The organism is Streptomyces sp. NPDC007905, from assembly GCF_042959345.1.
Lineage (GTDB): Bacteria > Actinomycetota > Actinomycetes > Streptomycetales > Streptomycetaceae > Streptomyces.
Genome location: NZ_JBIBKS010000001.1, coordinates 132,777 through 147,350, shown reverse-complemented (window position 1 = coordinate 147,350; position 14,574 = coordinate 132,777). Strand labels below are relative to the sequence as shown.

General features: G+C 72.4%; 10 protein-coding genes and 3 pseudogenes. 5 read left to right on the top strand and 8 right to left on the bottom strand.

Annotated elements, in window-relative coordinates; all coding sequences use genetic code 11:
* Nucleotides 1-81 precede the first annotated feature (81 nt).
* Nucleotides 82-1,122 carry a substrate-binding domain-containing protein gene (locus ACFZDC_RS00730; RefSeq protein ID WP_391319200.1) on the top strand — a complete coding sequence of 347 codons (1,041 nt, stop codon included), beginning with the start codon at nucleotides 82-84 and terminating at the stop codon, nucleotides 1,120-1,122.
* A gap of 16 nt (nucleotides 1,123-1,138) precedes the next feature.
* On the opposite strand, the pseudogene ACFZDC_RS00725 reads toward ACFZDC_RS00730, so the two are convergent.
* The 3 genes and pseudogenes from ACFZDC_RS00725 to ACFZDC_RS00715 all read right to left on the bottom strand — a co-directional run.
* Nucleotides 1,139-1,497: pseudogene (locus ACFZDC_RS00725) on the bottom strand (SAM-dependent methyltransferase); the annotation flags it as partial.
* A gap of 70 nt (nucleotides 1,498-1,567) precedes the next feature.
* Complete coding sequence (locus ACFZDC_RS00720) at nucleotides 1,568-3,481, bottom strand: cellulase family glycosylhydrolase (RefSeq protein ID WP_391319199.1); 1,914 nt, start codon at nucleotides 3,479-3,481, stop codon at nucleotides 1,568-1,570.
* A gap of 146 nt (nucleotides 3,482-3,627) precedes the next feature.
* Nucleotides 3,628-4,356 carry a trypsin-like serine protease gene (locus ACFZDC_RS00715; RefSeq protein ID WP_391319198.1) on the bottom strand — a complete coding sequence of 243 codons (729 nt, stop codon included), beginning with the start codon at nucleotides 4,354-4,356 and terminating at the stop codon, nucleotides 3,628-3,630.
* A gap of 286 nt (nucleotides 4,357-4,642) precedes the next feature.
* Here ACFZDC_RS00715 and ACFZDC_RS00710 point away from each other — a divergent pair, with 286 nt between their 5' ends.
* Both ACFZDC_RS00710 and ACFZDC_RS00705 read left to right on the top strand, forming a co-directional pair.
* Nucleotides 4,643-5,893, top strand: coding sequence for an MFS transporter (locus ACFZDC_RS00710; RefSeq protein ID WP_391319197.1), 1,251 nt, complete (start codon nucleotides 4,643-4,645; stop codon nucleotides 5,891-5,893).
* 80 nt (nucleotides 5,894-5,973) lie between these two features.
* Entirely contained in the window at nucleotides 5,974-6,447 is a 474-nt protein-coding gene (locus ACFZDC_RS00705; protein WP_391319196.1) for a DUF6174 domain-containing protein, read from the top strand.
* 57 nt (nucleotides 6,448-6,504) lie between these two features.
* Here ACFZDC_RS00705 and ACFZDC_RS00700 read toward each other — a convergent pair.
* Nucleotides 6,505-6,598: pseudogene (locus ACFZDC_RS00700) on the bottom strand.
* A gap of 226 nt (nucleotides 6,599-6,824) precedes the next feature.
* On the opposite strand from ACFZDC_RS00700, the gene ACFZDC_RS00695 reads away from it, so the two are divergent.
* Nucleotides 6,825-8,093: an alpha/beta hydrolase family protein gene (locus ACFZDC_RS00695; protein WP_391319195.1), complete on the top strand. Its 1,269-nt coding sequence runs from the start codon at nucleotides 6,825-6,827 to the stop codon at nucleotides 8,091-8,093.
* 3 nt (nucleotides 8,094-8,096) lie between these two features.
* Here ACFZDC_RS00695 and ACFZDC_RS00690 read toward each other — a convergent pair whose 3' ends face one another.
* The 4 genes and pseudogenes from ACFZDC_RS00690 to ACFZDC_RS00675 form a co-directional block, all read right to left on the bottom strand.
* Complete coding sequence (locus tag ACFZDC_RS00690) at nucleotides 8,097-8,342, bottom strand: Smr/MutS family protein (RefSeq protein ID WP_391319194.1); 246 nt, start codon at nucleotides 8,340-8,342, stop codon at nucleotides 8,097-8,099.
* Nucleotides 8,343-8,387: 45 nt separating this feature from the next.
* Nucleotides 8,388-8,919 (bottom strand): annotated as a pseudogene (locus ACFZDC_RS00685) (CGNR zinc finger domain-containing protein).
* A gap of 85 nt (nucleotides 8,920-9,004) precedes the next feature.
* The gene (locus tag ACFZDC_RS00680; RefSeq protein ID WP_391319193.1) at nucleotides 9,005-10,417 is read right to left on the bottom strand and encodes an FAD-binding protein; all 1,413 of its coding nucleotides are present in this window, start codon (nucleotides 10,415-10,417) and stop codon (nucleotides 9,005-9,007) included.
* A 65-nt stretch (nucleotides 10,418-10,482) separates the two neighbouring features.
* Complete coding sequence (locus tag ACFZDC_RS00675) at nucleotides 10,483-13,710, bottom strand: BTAD domain-containing putative transcriptional regulator (protein WP_391319192.1); 3,228 nt, start codon at nucleotides 13,708-13,710, stop codon at nucleotides 10,483-10,485.
* Between the two features lie 253 nt (nucleotides 13,711-13,963).
* Between ACFZDC_RS00675 and ACFZDC_RS00670 the strand changes: the two genes are divergently transcribed.
* Nucleotides 13,964-14,521, top strand: a complete 558-nt coding sequence (locus tag ACFZDC_RS00670; protein ID WP_391319191.1) for a DoxX family membrane protein — start codon at nucleotides 13,964-13,966, stop codon at nucleotides 14,519-14,521.
* The last annotated feature ends 53 nt before the right edge of the window (nucleotides 14,522-14,574 follow it).

The following is a 14,574-nucleotide window of genomic DNA, read 5'->3' as shown; positions in this document are numbered from 1 at the left end:
GTGCGCGACCGGGTCCGAGAGCCGTACCGCACGCGGAGAGCGCTCTATCCTCCCAGGCCGCCTGACCGTTAGGGTGCGGGCATGAGCGGACAGGCCCCGACGCTGGAGGACGTCGCCCGGGAGGCCGGTGTCTCCCGGGCCACCGTGTCCCGGGTCGTCAACGGCGTGCGGAACGTGGACCCGGTGATCCAGGAGGTCGTCCGCCGAGCGATCGAGCGAACCGGGTACGCACCCAACCGGGCCGCCCGCTCCCTGGTCACCCGGAGGGCCGAGAGCGTGGCGCTGGTGGTGTCCGGGGCCGGAGACGCTCCGGACGAGGCCCAAGCCGCGTTCGCCGCCCGGGTGTTCGCGGACCCGTTCTTCGGACGGGTGGTCGCCGGGATCGTCGGCTTCCTCCGGCCGCGCTCGGTGCACCCGGTGCTGATGTTCGCCGAGTCCGCCGGCTCCCGCCAGGAGGTGCTGACCTACCTGCGGCAGGGGCGGGCCGACGGAGCGCTGGTGGTCTCCAGCCATGCCGACGACCCCCTGCCCGCGCTGCTCGCCGAGGCCCGGCTGCCCGCGGTGCTCTTCGCCCGCCCCTCCCGCCCGGTCCCGCTCAGCTATGTGGACCTGGCCCACCGGGACGGCGGCCGACTCGCCGCAGAGCACCTGCTCGCCCGCGGGTGCCGCAAACTCGCCACGATCTCGGGCCCGTTGGCGGTCGCCGCGAGCCAGGAGCGGCTGGCGGGCTTCCGCGACACACTGGCCCGCCGCGGGCATCCCTACGTCCCCGCCGCCGAGGGCGGCTTCACCCTGGACAGCGGAATCGCGGCCATGTCCGATCTGCTCGCCCAGCACCCCGATCTGGAAGGCGTGTTCGCGGCGAACGACCTCATGGCCCAAGGGGCCTGCCAGGTGCTGCGCGAGCGGGGCCGCCGCGTGCCGGAGGACGTCGCGGTCGTCGGCTTCGACGACTCCACCGTCGCGGTCACGTGCCGGCCCCGGCTCACCACCGTCCGCCAGCCCGTGGAGGACATGGCCGCCGACATGGCCCGCCTCCTCGACGAGCACATCCACGGCACCCGCACCGAGGCCACCTCGGTCGTGTTCGACCCGGAGCTGGTGGTGCGCGAGTCCGCGTGAGCCCGGACTCGCGCCGTCAGGCGGTCTTGCGGGCCCCCCTCCGTAGAAACCGATCTCGTGCGAAAGGGGCGGTGGTGTGGTGTCCGGGCACCAGAACCGGACCTGGGCCAGACCGGGCCCAGCCAGCTCGAAACCGTCGAAGAACCGCTCGACCTCGCTGCGCGAGCGCAGGTTCAGCGTGGCGGTGGCCCTGGCGTAGACGGCCCGCGTCGCGCTGCGGTCGGCGAAGTCGCCGGTGGCGTGCGAGAGCACCAGGAAGCTGCCGACCGGCAGCGCGTCGCGCAGGGTGGCGACGGCCTGCTCCGGCTCCACGCCCCAGCCCGCGGTCGCACAGCCGGTCACGGGCGAGAAGCAGATCGCTGCGGGGCGCGTGAACGCCTTCGTGGTGCAGCCCGCGTCCTTCCGGGGAGCCGGCCCAGCACGAAGGTGCCGGGCCGGCCTTCCCTCAGGGCAGTGTGCGGCACAGCAGGGCATCGGGCCCGGGACGGCTGCCGAACCGCGTGGTGAAAGCGATCCCGGCGGCGTACTCGTTCACCCCGCACTGGCCCTTGTAGTCGCCGTAGGCGAAGTCGCCGCCCGCCGCGCCGGCGGGACGGTTGTCGGAGCGGTCGAACCACACGGTGCGTGCGGTTCCCGACAGCGGGGTGCGGCCCGGCACGCACAAGGCCGCCGACAGACGTTCCCCTCGCACGCTGTAGCCGATCAGGAAACCGCCCGGCGGGCACTGGAGCTTCGTGTACCCGGACGCCCAATCGCCGCCCGCGGGCACGTACCGCTCGTCGGCGACGACCGTCTGACCCGCGTCGGAGCTCCGCAGCTCTGCCGCGCCGGCGTCGGTGCACAGGCCACGGCCGGTGGCGTGGCCCAGGCCCACCAGCCGCAACCCGTCGGGGCAGGCGGCCTTGTGGGCTCCTGGGTCCCAGTCTCCCGCGGTCCGCACGCGCAGCGACTCCACCGCGTCACCGTGGTCGGTGCCGAGCATCCGCCAGACGGGGACGGACGCCACGGGACCGGCGGTGCTCGGCGCGGTCATGAGGTGCTGCCATGCCGGGCTGCGCCAGTCGCCGGAGTCGAGCACGCCGGTGCGGTGCCCCGCACTGTCGTAGCGCAGCAGTGCCCAGTCGTCGTGGCCCTCGAAGCCCACCAGCGGCCAGAACGCGAAGTCGGCGTCGCGGTCGGCGAGGTAGTCGGTGAAGTTGCCGAGCCAGGCCCGTGCCGCCGTGTTCGTCTCGTTGGCGCCGATGCCGAACTCGCTGACCCACACCGGCGCGGTGTAGTGCCGGCCGTTCTCCTCGACGAAGAAGGCCTCGTCGTCGAGAGCCGTGTCCAACTGCTCGCGGTTCAGGTCCTGGTAGCGGGGGTCGTGCGTCTCGCCGATGCCGGTGGCGCCGCTGTGGTGGGGGCCCGTGTATCCGTAGAAGTGGGCGGAGTACACCAGCTTGTGGGCGTCCACGAGGGTGTGCGAGAGGGTGCGTGCCGGGGTGAGCTGCGGCCGGCCGTGCGGGAGTCCGTCTACGGGCACGCCGGTCCAGTTGATGCCTTCGACGACGATCAGGAGCCGGGGGTCGGCCTCGGTGAGAATCCGGTCGGCGGCGAGCTGGGCGGCGGAGTACCAGTCGTGGTCGTCGCCCAGGCCCCAGTTGGGGTCGTCCAGGACGTCGCGTCTGACCTCGTTGTACAGGTCGGCGCCGACCACGCGCGGAACGGCGGCGTAGCGCCGGGCCATGAAGACCCAGTCGTCGGCCCACTGCTGCGTGGACTGCCCGCTGTTCCACCGCTCGTTGCCGTCGACACCGCAGCACCAACGGGACGTGTTGGTGTGGTTGTTGAGAATGACGGCGAAGCCGCTCCGGCTGAGCGCGTCGACGACGGCGTCGTAGATCTGCAAGGGTGTCCGGCCCCGCAGCTGGGGGTTGGCGCCCACGGCGCCGTCGGGCACGGGGGTCGTGCTGTGGATCATCTCGTTGGAGAACGGCAGCCGGATGGCGTTGATCCCCAGCTCGTGGAAGTCGGCGAGCAGCCCGTCCAGCGGCATGCGGTCGAGGCCGAGAGGTATGCCGTAGGAGTTCTGGCCCGCGTGATGGCTGGCGGGGTCGGTGACACTGCCGTTGCCCGTCCACGACCCTTGTGCGCCGTCCCAGTTGGCGGCCTTCAGCCGGAAGCGGGTGCCCCGCGCGTCGACTATGTAGCGGCCTCGGGTGGACAGGGGCGGGTACCAGGTCTCCGAGGCCGCCACGACGGCGTGCGGGGCGGGCGAGTGGGGCGGTGGGGCGGCGGACGCGGGTGTCGGCTGCGCGGCCACGAGCAGTAATCCCGCGACTGTTGCGGCCAGACGAAGGACAGCTGGTGCAAGGGACATGTTGACAGACCTCGGTGGTTGGGGGTGGCGCTCTCTCCGAGGCTGTACGGTGCCCTGTCCCGCCGAGAAGGTCCAGCTGGCCGGCAGACGAACCGGCCCTGCGGGGTCGTCGGTGTCCCCGCAGGGGTTCGGCGGCGCGCCCGGCCCTAGGGCAGCTTGACGAAGGGGGACAGGAACGCCCGGGCGCCCGGGGTGTCGAGCCGGTAGGCGACGTTCGTCGCGTAGCACGGAGTGTCACCGGTGATCGTGGTGGCGGCGAGGATCCTCCTGCCGCCCAGGACCGCGAAGTTGGGTCCGCCCGAGTCGCCGTAGCAGGCACCGCCGTTGCCCTGCGGCGCCGTCATGCCCAGCCGCACCCAGGCGTTGTTGAGCGCGTCGAACGTCACGGGGGCCTTCATGCGGACGCCACCGCCCGGATGTGTCTGGCCTCCCGGTCCGTTGACCGCCTCCTGCGTTCCGTACCCGGCGACGAACCAGTCGCTGGAGTTCAGCCCCCGCGGGCCCAGGGCGCCCAGCTGGTTCGCGGCCGGCGCGAAGGACCAGCGGGAGGCGACCTTCGCGGCGGGCAGCTCGATCACCGCGATGTCGTGCGGGTCGGAGGCGGGGCCCGGGTAGTCGGGGTGGGTGTGGGCGGTACCCGCCACGGCGACGGCGTTCGCCTGGGCGGCCGGATCACTCGGGTACTTCTTCGCGGCGGCGTCGAGTCCGGCCTGGACGTCCTGGTCCAGCGACACGTAGAACCGCACGTCGTCGGGCCAGTCGGTGGTGCAGTGCGCCGCGGTCAGGAACGTGTTCGCATCGACCATCGTTCCGGAACACACCCAGTCGACGCGGTCCGGGCTGGCCGGATCGCCGTCGTCGTCCCAGGTGGCCATGAGAGCCCGACCTCGGTGCGTTCGGGCGCGGGTGTCGCGTTGTACGAGTTGATCGCGGAGGAGGGCAGAGCGGCGGCGAGCACGGTGGCACAGGCCGCGGCGGTGACGGCGATGGCGCGTACGGCGGTCAAGAAGAACCCCTTCACTGGGTGTGTGGGACAGGTGTTCTCCTGTGGGAGGTAGGGAGCATGGAAGTGCCTGGTGCGCCCCGCGACAAGAGCGCGGACCGCGGCGCCGGCCTCCGCGCCCCGACACCGGACGGCGGAGCACGGCGTCGCGATCGCACATGGTGCCCCCTGGCCCGTGGCTATGGTGGAGCGTGATCAACAGCGAGACAGAACCCCACCGGGCGGGGCGCGGACGGCCCGGGTACAAGGCCGCCGCGGGCGTCTTCGCCGTCGGCATGATGGGCACCACCCTGCCCACACCGTTGTACGGGCTGTACCGGGAGCAGATCGGTTTCTCCGAACTGATCGTGACAGTGGTGTTCGCGGTCTACGCGGTGGGCGTCATCACCGCCCTGCTGATCGCCGGCGGCTTCTCCGACGTACTGGGGCGGCGACCGGTGCTGCTGGCCGCGCTCGGTCTGTCCGCGCTCAGCGCCGGGTGCTTCCTGGTCGAGGGAGGGCTGCCATGGCTGTACGCGGGCCGGGTGCTGTCGGGCTTCTCGGCGGGTCTGCTGAGCGGCACGGGCACCGCGGCCGTCCTCGAGCTGGCTCCGCCCGGCCGCCGCGGCCGCGCCGGACTGGCGGCGACCGCCGCCAACATGGGCGGTCTGGGGCTCGGCCCCCTCGTGTCCGGCATCCTCGCCGAGTACGCCCCGTCGCCGCTCAAGCTCCCCTTCGTCGTCCACCTCGGGCTCCTGACGGTCGCCGCGCTGGTCGTCTGCCTGCTGCCCGAGACGGTGCGCCGCTCCGATCCGAGGCCGTCGCTGCGGCCCCAGGGCATGAAGGTTCCGCCGGAGGTGCGCGGGGTGTTCGGGCCGTGCGCTCTGGCCGCCTTCGCGGGCTTCTCCATGCTCGGTCTGTTCACGGCTGTGGCCCCGGCTTTCCTCACGCAGACCCTGGGGGAGCACAACCTGGCGGTCACCGGTGCCGTCGTCTTCTGCGTGTTCTGCGCCTCTACCGGCGGACAGCTGCTCATGGGACGAATCGGCGCGCGCAGGGCCCTGCCCTGGGGCTGCGCGGTACTCGTCGCCGGACTCCTCCTCATCGGAGCCTCGCTGTTCCTGAAGTCCTTCCCGGTCCTGCTGATCGGGGCGGTGACCGGGGGAGTGGGGCAGGGGATGGCGTTCCGTGCGGGGCTGACCGAGGTGAGCGCCGCGGCGCCCGAGGCGCACCAAGGCGCCACCATCTCGGCGTTCTTCGTCGTCGCGTACGTGGGGATCTCGTTGCCGGTCGTCGGGGTGGGCGCCATGACCCTGGTGCTCGGACTGCGCGGTGCCGGCCTGGCGTTCACGGCGTGCGCGGTGCTGCTCGTGACGGCGGTGGGCATCCGGGTGAGGCGGAATCTGCCCCCGGCGGCCGTCCGGACATGAGGCGCATGCCGACGGGGTGAACGTCCGGCCGGCCGCCGGCGTCGAAGGAGAAAGAGCCGACGAAGGCGAAAGGCCCTGACATGCGATCGGTCCGTCCCGTTCCCTGTTCCCCGCTGCCGTGCCTGGTGCTGGTCGCGGGACTCGTCTGGGCAGTCGCCGGCTGCCGAGGGGAGTCCCGGTCCGCCGGTGCGGGGCGGGCGGAAAGCACCGCCTGGAAGGAGCCGTCCGCGTATACGTACACCCTGGAATCGGCGGGGGGAGAGCGGCTTGTGATCGGCACCTTCCGGGTGACCGTACGCGACCGGAGGGTGGCGCGCGTGGTGGGGCTGGACGAGGCAAGCCGCGCTGTGGTGCGGCGGTCACCCGCAACCGTGCCCACCATCGGTGAACTGTTGAAGGAGCTTGCGAAGGCGCGGCGCGACGGCGCGGACACGGCGCAGGCACAGTACTCGACCGCCGGGTACCCGCTGCGGATCACCCTGGACCCGTCGGTGAACGCCGTCGACGACGAAGCCCAGTACGTGATCAGCGACTACTCGCCGGGCACCGGGTGACCGACGGAACGGCCGACGTCCGCCTGCGGGGCGTCGGCCGTGCTCAGGTCGTCGTTGCGGAGAGGGCAGGATTCGAACCTGCGTGGGCCACGTGGGCCCGACCTCGAGGCGTGCTCGCGGGTCCCCGATCAACCACTCCGGGCACCTCTCCCTGTTTCCTGCGTTCCCGGCTCGGGTTTCCCGTGCCGTTCACATGCATCACAGTGCCAGGAGCCGCTGACCCGGCCCTGACGCGCTGCTGACCCGCTGCGGACGCGAGGGGGACGTGATACGGCAACGGATCAGGTGTCAGAACGGGTGTCTCAGGGACGAGTCCGGGCTCGAGCGGGGGATGTCCCCGATGCCCGGGCAGGGGCCGAGCCCGCACGATGGGCGGCATGACGAAGGCACAGTCGACCGAGCGCCGGGTCCACCGGCACCAGGGCCTGTGGGCAGTGGCCGTGTGCGCGCTCATGGTGCTGAGCTCCCTGGTCGCCGCTCTGCCCGCACAAGGCGCGACCCCACGCGCCTCGGCCGCGCATCCGACCCGGATGCGGCTGCCGGTCCCCACGGGCCGGTTCCAGGTGGGCGCCGTGGCCCTGCATCTCGCCGACACCTCCCGGCGCGATCCCTGGCAGGCGGGCAAGGACCACCGCGAGCTGATGGTCGGCGTGTACTACCCCGCGACGCCAACATCCGGCCGCCCGTCCGCGCCCTACATGCTGCCCCGGGCGGCAGCCCACTTCGACTCGGTGACCGCCAACGACTACCTGGGCATGGGCCTGCCGGTCGGACAGGCCGACTGGGCGGCCACGGCCACGCACGTCTCACAGGGGGCTCCGGTCGCCGGCGGTGGCGGAAAGCGGCCGGTACTCATCTACTCCCCGGGGCTGGGTGAACCCCGGACCTGGGGCACCACGCTGGTGGCGGAGCTCGCCGGCCGAGGGTACGTCGTGGTCACCGTCGACCACACCTACGAGTCCCCGGAAGTGCAGTTCCCCGACGGCTCGTTGGCCACCATGGTCGCCCCGGGCGATCCCGATGCCTTCATCAGGAAGGCCCTCACCGTCCGCAACGCCGACACCGGCTTCGTGCTGGACCAGATGGCTTCGCTGAACGCCGGCCGGAACCCCGACGTGAACGGCCGGCCCCTGCCCCACGGCCTCGTCGGCGCTCTCGACCTGTCCAAGGTCGGCATGTTCGGCCACTCGCTGGGCGGTACCGCGGCGGCCACGGCCATGGACACCGACCCCCGGATCACCGCCGGCATCGACATGGACGGCAACCTGACCAACTTCGACGGCACACTGATGCCCGTGGCCGAGTACGGGCTCACTCGGCCGTTCCTGCTGATGGGCAAGGACGGACCCACGGACACAGGCCCCGGCTGGACGGCGTTCCGGGCCCACACGCCCGGCTGGAACCGTCAGCTCAGGCTGCGCGGCGCCGAGCACGCGTCGTTCACGGATGCGGAGGTGCTGCTTGGGCAGATGGGTCTGTCACCGGCCACGCTGGCGCAGGACATCGGCACGATCGACCCCACCACGGCTGTCCGCACCACTGAGGCCTACATCGCGGCGTTCTTCGACCACTGGCTGCGTGGGCGGCACGACGGCTTGCTGGACGGTCCGTCACCCTGGTACCCGGACATGGAGTTCGTCGAGTGATCGTCACCTGAAGTAGACCAGGACGCGTCCGGCGTTGCCGGAGTCGACCTCCCGCCGGACGTACAGCTTCCTGATGTGGTTCTGGTCGAGGAATGCGAGGACACGAGCCTTGAGCCGGCCCGATCCCTTGCCCGGAATGATCTCCGCAACGGTCTCCCCCGAGTTGTTGGCCCTGAAGAGGAACTGACGCAGGGCAAGTTCGATGTCGCGGTTGTTGCGGAAGATCGGATGGAGATCGAGCGACATCATGCGGAGCCTCCTGGTGGCGCGGTACGGGTGTCCGCAAAGGGGCCCTCAGTGGGCCGGGGCGGTCTGGGTCTGCTCCTTGCGGACCCGGTAGGCGGCTGCCTTGATCTTGTTCCCGCAGTATTCCATTCCGCACCACTGGCGGCGCCTGCCGCGGCAGCGGTCGACGTAGATGCGGGTGCGTTCGGGGTTGCCGCATTCCTTGAGCAGGGGCACGTCCGGGCCGCTCAGCAGTTCCACGGCCTGCCGGGCGACGCTGGACAGGGCCGCTTGCGAGGATGCGACGGTCCACTGTCCGGTCGCGGTGAGCTGGGAACGTGGCGGGGGGCTTGCGGGCGCCGCTGTTCACCCTGGCGAGGGCTTCCTCGTCGTACGCCTCGCCGAAGCGGCGCGAGGTGACGAGGCGGTACAGGGCCTCGCGTACGGCGATGGCCTGCGCGACGCCGCCGTCCTGGCTGGGGGAGATGGCGTCCGGGCGACCGCGAGGCCGCCCGAACCGCGCGGCTCGTATGGACCGACGAGCACGTGAGCGGCATTCGCCACGGCGTCCCTTGGCCGGGCGGCCGGGCCTACCGATCAACGGCAGGCCCGGCCGCGGGCGACGCACCATCGAACCGCTTCCCACGATCGCGTGATCCCGTGTACGACCAGGGAACGGCAGGCCGTCATGCCCCGTTCGAGGGGCGGATGTTCTGGTTGAGGCGGAACAGGTTCGTGGGATCGTAGGTGTCCTTGACCTCGACGAGCCGTTCACGCACCGCGTCGGGGTACGCGGCGCGCACCTTGTCCTCGGCGGCCTCGCCCGTGAAGTTGACGTACGTCGTCCCGCGCCCGTGGCGCGCGATGTCCTCGCGGGTCCTACGGGCCCACGCGACATGCGAGTCGAAGCCCGTCGCGTCCGGGGATCGCGCGATCACGTTGCACAGCATGCGCGCATCGCGCTGACTGAAGGCCGTGGCCTCGGCGGGCACCCGGGCGAAGGCACCGCCCAGTTGGTGAAGGTGCAGTTCGCTGGACGGCGTGGGTGTCGTCAGGTGGAGGCGCAGTACAGCATCGAGCGCGGCGTCGGACGGCTCGATGAACGCCGACGTGAAGTAGTTGTGGGCGCCGGCCGCCCACAGCGGGTCGACCAGCGACTGCATCCCCGTGTACGGCATGGGGCCCATGAGGTCGGCGATGGGTGTCCCCAGCTTCCGCAGCGGGGCCACGGCCGCCTCGCCGGCCGTGAGGTCGCCCGCGTACATGCCGAGCAGCACGACGACACGGGTGCCGTGGACCTCCTCGGGCAGGAAAGGCAGGGGAGGAGCCGTGGTCAGGTTGACCAGCGTCGTCAGTTCGTCGGGCATGTCCTCGGTCAGCTCACGCCAGCCCGTGATCACCTGGCGGGCCTGTTCCGCGGGATAGACGATCAGGCCGGCCAGGACCTGTGGCCCCACCGGGTGCAGCTGGTACTCGAAGGAGGTCACGACACCGAAGTTGCCGCCGCCGCCCCGCAGGGCCCAGTACAGCTCCGAGTGCTCCTGCGGGTCCGCGCGCACCACGCGGCCGTCCGCGGTGACGACCTCGGCCGCCGTCAGGTTGTCCGAGGCCAGCCCGTGCCGCCGCAGCAGCCAGCCCACTCCGCCGCCGAGCGTGAAGCCGGCGATACCGGTCGAGGACACCAGACCACCCGTCACGGCGAGGCCGAAGGCCTGGGTCTCGTGGTCGAGGTCACCCCAGGTCATCCCGGCCTGAGCGACCACCCGGCGCCGTACGGGATCGACGATGGCGCCCTTCATGGGTGACAGGTCGATGACGATGCCGTCGTCGACGGTCGAGAACCCGGCGATGCTGTGGGCGCCGCCGCGCACGGCGACGAGCAGGTCCTCACTGCGGGCGAACTCCACGGCGCGGACCACGTCCGCGGTCCCGGAACAGCGCACGATGAGCGCCGGGTGCTTGTCGTGGGCCCCGTTCCAGATCGCGCGGGCCTCGTCGTACTCGGCGTCGCCCGGGCGGACGACGCTGCCGCGCAGGCCTGCCTGCAGTTCGGCGATGGTGGCGTCCCCCAGGACGCGCCTTGCCGTGTCGATGGACATGGTCGGCTCCTTGGATCGAGTGGCTTTGACCGACACACAGGACGCTAGGCAGCGCCACTTAGCACTCACTCAGCAGCCGCTTTGCCGGTCGCCGCCCGTGGCACCGTGCGCCGCAGCACGGCCGGGCCCCGGGTGTCGCCGAGGTCCGCGAAGAGGTCACCGGCCCGGGTGGCCGTCACCCGGGCCTCCTCGCGCTCACCCGCCTGCCACAGCAGCTGGGCCAGCATGAGGTCGACCCAGCCGGCGGCGGAGAGCGACCCGGCGACGTGCTCCAGGCGCTGGGCGTGAGTCAGCAGGCCGCGGGCGCGCGCCGAGTCGCCGGCGCTCCGGGCCACGAGCCCGAGGTGCAGCAGGCTGTTGGTGGTGCCGGGGATGTCGTCGTGCTCCTCGAAACCAGCGAGGACACGGGCGAGCGTCGCCCGCGCGCTGCCGGCGTCCCCCTCGGCCAGATGAAGCAGGCCGAGACAACCGAGGGTGATGCCCTCCTCCCGGCGGTCGCCAAGTCGGCACCTGATCGCAAGCGCCGCGTCCAGGTACTTCCTCGCCCCGTCGTGGTCGCCCCGGCTGCGGTGGATGTTGCCGAGAGCGTTGAGGGCCAACGACTCGCCGTGCGGGTCGTCGAGCGCGCGGAAGCAGTCGGCGCTGCGCTCGGCCGCCGCGATGGCGGCGCGGGTGTCGCCGTCGAGGCGGCTCGCCCACGCGAGATCCGCCAAGGCGTAGCCACGGGCTCGGGACGGGCCGACCGTACGGCCGGCGAGCACCGTCTCCTCGAAGAAGAGCGAGACCTGCCCCGCCGCGTCCTCCTCGACCGCGTAACCCGGTGTCATGACCGGGAAGAACCGGCCCCTTCCGGCCTCGACGTCGTCCAGCAGTCGGAGACATTCCTCGCAGGCCTCGCGGGCCACCGAGCCCTCACCGCGGCAGACGGCCCAGACGCCCTCGAGGTGCGCGGCGGTGGCCAGGACCGAGGGGTCGCCCGCGTCGCGGGCGACGGCACGGGCCAGCTCGAGGGCGGTGCGGGCGCGGTCCCACGTACCGCGCATCCACAGCAGGATCGCCTGCTGGCAGTGGGCGTACGCCAGGGCCGCCGGGTCCTGCCGTCGCTGGTGGATGGCGACGATCTGCTCGGCGATGTCCACCAGTGGGGAGCCGTCACCGAGGCGGATCGCCAGCACGGCCTGTCCCATCAGCGCTCTGGCCCGCTGCGGGGTGGGCTCCGGCGCCGCGGCCAGGGTGTCGTCCAGCCAGCGCCGGCCCTCGGCGAGGCGTCCCCGTTCGGGCCAGAACGACCGCAGGGCGACGGCCAGCCGCAGCGCGCTGTCCGGTTCGTGGCGCAGGAAGGAGCGCAGGGCTGCCCGGAGGTTGCCGTAGTCGGCCTCCAGCTCCAGTGATGTCGCCCCCGACACTCCGGTGGCCCGCTCGAGGTCCTGTGCCTCGGCGAGTGCCAGGTAGAAACGCCGGTGCCGGGCCTCGGTGGCCGCCAGTTCCCCGGCGGCCCGCAGGCGCTCCGTGGCGTACTGCCGGATCGTCTCCAGCAGCCGGTAGCGGACCTCGTCCTGCCGGGGCTCCGCCCACACCAGGGACTTGTCGGCCAGCCGGCCGAGGAGATCCAGCACCGAGACGGTCTGCGTGCCGTCTGCGCACACCTCTTCGGCCGCGGCGAGGGAGAAGCCGCCCGCGAAGACCGCGAGCCGGCGGAACAGGCGCCGTTCCTCGTCGTCGAGCAGCCGGTGGCTCCACTCCAGAGTGCCCAGCAGGGTCTCCTGGCGGGTCGCCCCGTGCCGGCTGCCCCCACCGAGGAGGGCCAGGGCGTCGTCGAGCCGTTCGGCGATCTGGCGCGGGGCCAGCACATGCACCCGAGCCGCCGCGAGCTCCAGGGCCAGGGGCATTCCGTCGAGCCGGAAGCAGATCTGCGCCACGGCCGCCGCGTTGCCGGGGGTCAGCCGGAAGCCCGGGGTCGCGTCGGCGGCCCGCTCCACGAACAGCCGCACGGAGGCGAAGTGGCCCAGCTCCTCCACGGACGGCAGCCGGCGCGGATCCGGCAGCCCGAGGGAGGGCACCCGGAAGGTGCGTTCCCCGTAGCTGCGCAACGGCTCCCGGCTGGTCGCGAGTACGAGGACGCCCGGGCAGCGGGCCAGGACCTCCGAGGCCAGCGCCGCGCATGCGTCGATCAGGTGTTCACAGTTGTCCAGCACCAGCAGCGTCTGCCGACCGCCGAGCTGGGCGATCAGCGCTTCCCGGCTCCCGCCGGTCGGTGGGAGGTGCAGTTCCAGGGCCGCCGCGACCGCCTCGGGCACGAGGTGCGGTTCCGCCAGCCCGCCGAGGTCCACGAACCACGCCCCGTCCCGGAAGCCGTCCGCCCGACGGGCCGCCACGGCGAGCGCGAGCCGGGTCTTGCCGCAGCCGCCGGCCCCGGTCAGGGTCAGCAGCCTGCTCCGCCCCAGCAGCTTCTCCACCTCGGCCATCTCGCGCTCACGGCCGATCAGGGCCGTCGCCTGCGCCGGCAGATTGTGCCGGGGGGTCGGCGGCCGCCGGTCGCGCGCCTCGACCGAGTCGGCCAGCAGCACCCGATAGAGGCGGCGCGTCTGCGGGTCGGGGTCGGCGCCGGTGTCCCCGCCCAGTGCGTCTCGCAGATGCTCGTAGGCGGCCAGCGCCTCCCGGCGTCGCCCGGCGTCGGCGAGGACACGCATCAGCGCCCGGTGGCCGGGCTCGTGCAGCGGGTCCTCGGCGATCAGGGCCCGCAGCACGTCGATGGCCTCGTCCGTGCGGTGCTCGTGCTCGAGGGCCTCGCCCAGCCCCAGCCCGAGTGCCCTGCGCCGTGTCTCCAGCGTCTCGGCCGCCTCGCTCACCCAGGGCTCGTAGCGGTCCTCGGGCAGCAGTCCGGGAGCGGCCAGGGCGAGCGCGGCGCGGTGGTCCGCGGCGCCGCCACCGTCCGAGGCCCGCCGGGCCGCCTCGTCGAACATGTCGAGGTCGGTGCGCACACCGCCGTCGGGGCCGAGCAGCACCATGTCGTCGCGGAGCACCACGACGTCGCCCGGCGCCCCCGCGGAGGCCAGTGCGCGCCGCACGGCGTGCAGCACCTGGTGGAGGTTGTTCGAGGCAGCCGTGCGGTCGAGCTCCGGCCACAGCAGGTCGTAGAGCCGCTCCCGGTGCATCCGGCGGCCCGGTGCCAGGCACAGCAGTTTCAGCAGGCTCCGGGCCTTGCGCAGCCGCCACGCCCCGGCGGCGACCGGGCGGTCCTCGACCGTCACCGCGAAACCGCCGAGGAGCCGGATGCGTACCTCATCGGCCATGGCTGCCCTCACGAGAAGGCTACCGCCTGACCTCGATCGGGACCGGGAGCCGGAACTCGCCCGGGCCCCCGGGACAGTGGGCCCTGCGGTGGGACCGCCGTGCCCAGATGCACGATCATGGTTGGTGCACAAGGATCGGCAGGGGTGGTCCACGCTCCGCGGCGCAGCGCGGGGCGCACCGCACCACCCGTGCCTCGGCGACCGGCCGAGCTGGGGGCAACGACCGTTCCGGCGCGCCTACCGGAGCATCGACATGCATACGAAACGCATCTTGCGCCGTCCTTCGAGTTCCACGGAATCGCGAGCGCACGGCACCACCGCACCGACGTCGTCCGCCGCCGACTGGGGCCTGTTGCTCATCCGGCTGACTTTCGGACTGCTGATGGCCGCTCACGGCGCTCAGAAACTGTTCGGGCTCTTCGGAGGAGACGGCTTGACGGCGACCGGTCAGGCGTTCGCCAGTATCGGTTACCGTCCGGGAAAGCTCTTCGCCGTGATCGGCGGCCTGTCCGAGTTCCTCGGTGGTCTCGGCCTGGCTCTCGGGCTGTTCACTCCTCTGGCGGCCGCCGCCCTGATCGGCATGATGATCAATGCCATGGCGACCGTCACCGGTGCCCATGGTCTGTGGGAGGCGGACGGGGGTGTGGAGTACAGCGTCTGCATCGCCGTGGTCGCCCTGGGCATCGCGGCCATCGGCCCCGGCCGCCTCGCCGTCGACCGGTTCTTCCGCTGGGGTACGGGCGGCTGGGGCGAGGCCGCATTCGCCCTCGGCCTGGGCGGTGTCGCCGCTGCGATCACGCTGACTCTCTGAACCCGCGGTCACGGCAGGTGACCGGCCGGGCCACTGACAAGGGCGCAGACCAC

What these genes read in the sequence shown, in the direction of transcription:
- ACFZDC_RS00690 (WP_391319194.1), bottom strand. Translation starts at nt 8,342, where the DNA reads ATGATGTCGCTCGATCTCCATCCGATCTTCCGCAACAACCGCGACATC.
- ACFZDC_RS00705 (WP_391319196.1), top strand. Translation starts at nt 5,974, where the DNA reads ATGCGATCGGTCCGTCCCGTTCCCTGTTCCCCGCTGCCGTGCCTGGTG.
- ACFZDC_RS00695 (WP_391319195.1), top strand. Translation starts at nt 6,825, where the DNA reads ATGACGAAGGCACAGTCGACCGAGCGCCGGGTCCACCGGCACCAGGGC.
- ACFZDC_RS00675 (WP_391319192.1), bottom strand. Translation starts at nt 13,710, where the DNA reads ATGGCCGATGAGGTACGCATCCGGCTCCTCGGCGGTTTCGCGGTGACG.
- ACFZDC_RS00720 (WP_391319199.1), bottom strand. Translation starts at nt 3,481, where the DNA reads ATGTCCCTTGCACCAGCTGTCCTTCGTCTGGCCGCAACAGTCGCGGGA.
- ACFZDC_RS00715 (WP_391319198.1), bottom strand. Translation starts at nt 4,356, where the DNA reads ATGGCCACCTGGGACGACGACGGCGATCCGGCCAGCCCGGACCGCGTC.
- ACFZDC_RS00680 (WP_391319193.1), bottom strand. Translation starts at nt 10,417, where the DNA reads ATGTCCATCGACACGGCAAGGCGCGTCCTGGGGGACGCCACCATCGCC.
- ACFZDC_RS00710 (WP_391319197.1), top strand. Translation starts at nt 4,643, where the DNA reads ATGGTGCCCCCTGGCCCGTGGCTATGGTGGAGCGTGATCAACAGCGAG.
- ACFZDC_RS00730 (WP_391319200.1), top strand. Translation starts at nt 82, where the DNA reads ATGAGCGGACAGGCCCCGACGCTGGAGGACGTCGCCCGGGAGGCCGGT.
- ACFZDC_RS00670 (WP_391319191.1), top strand. Translation starts at nt 13,964, where the DNA reads ATGCATACGAAACGCATCTTGCGCCGTCCTTCGAGTTCCACGGAATCG.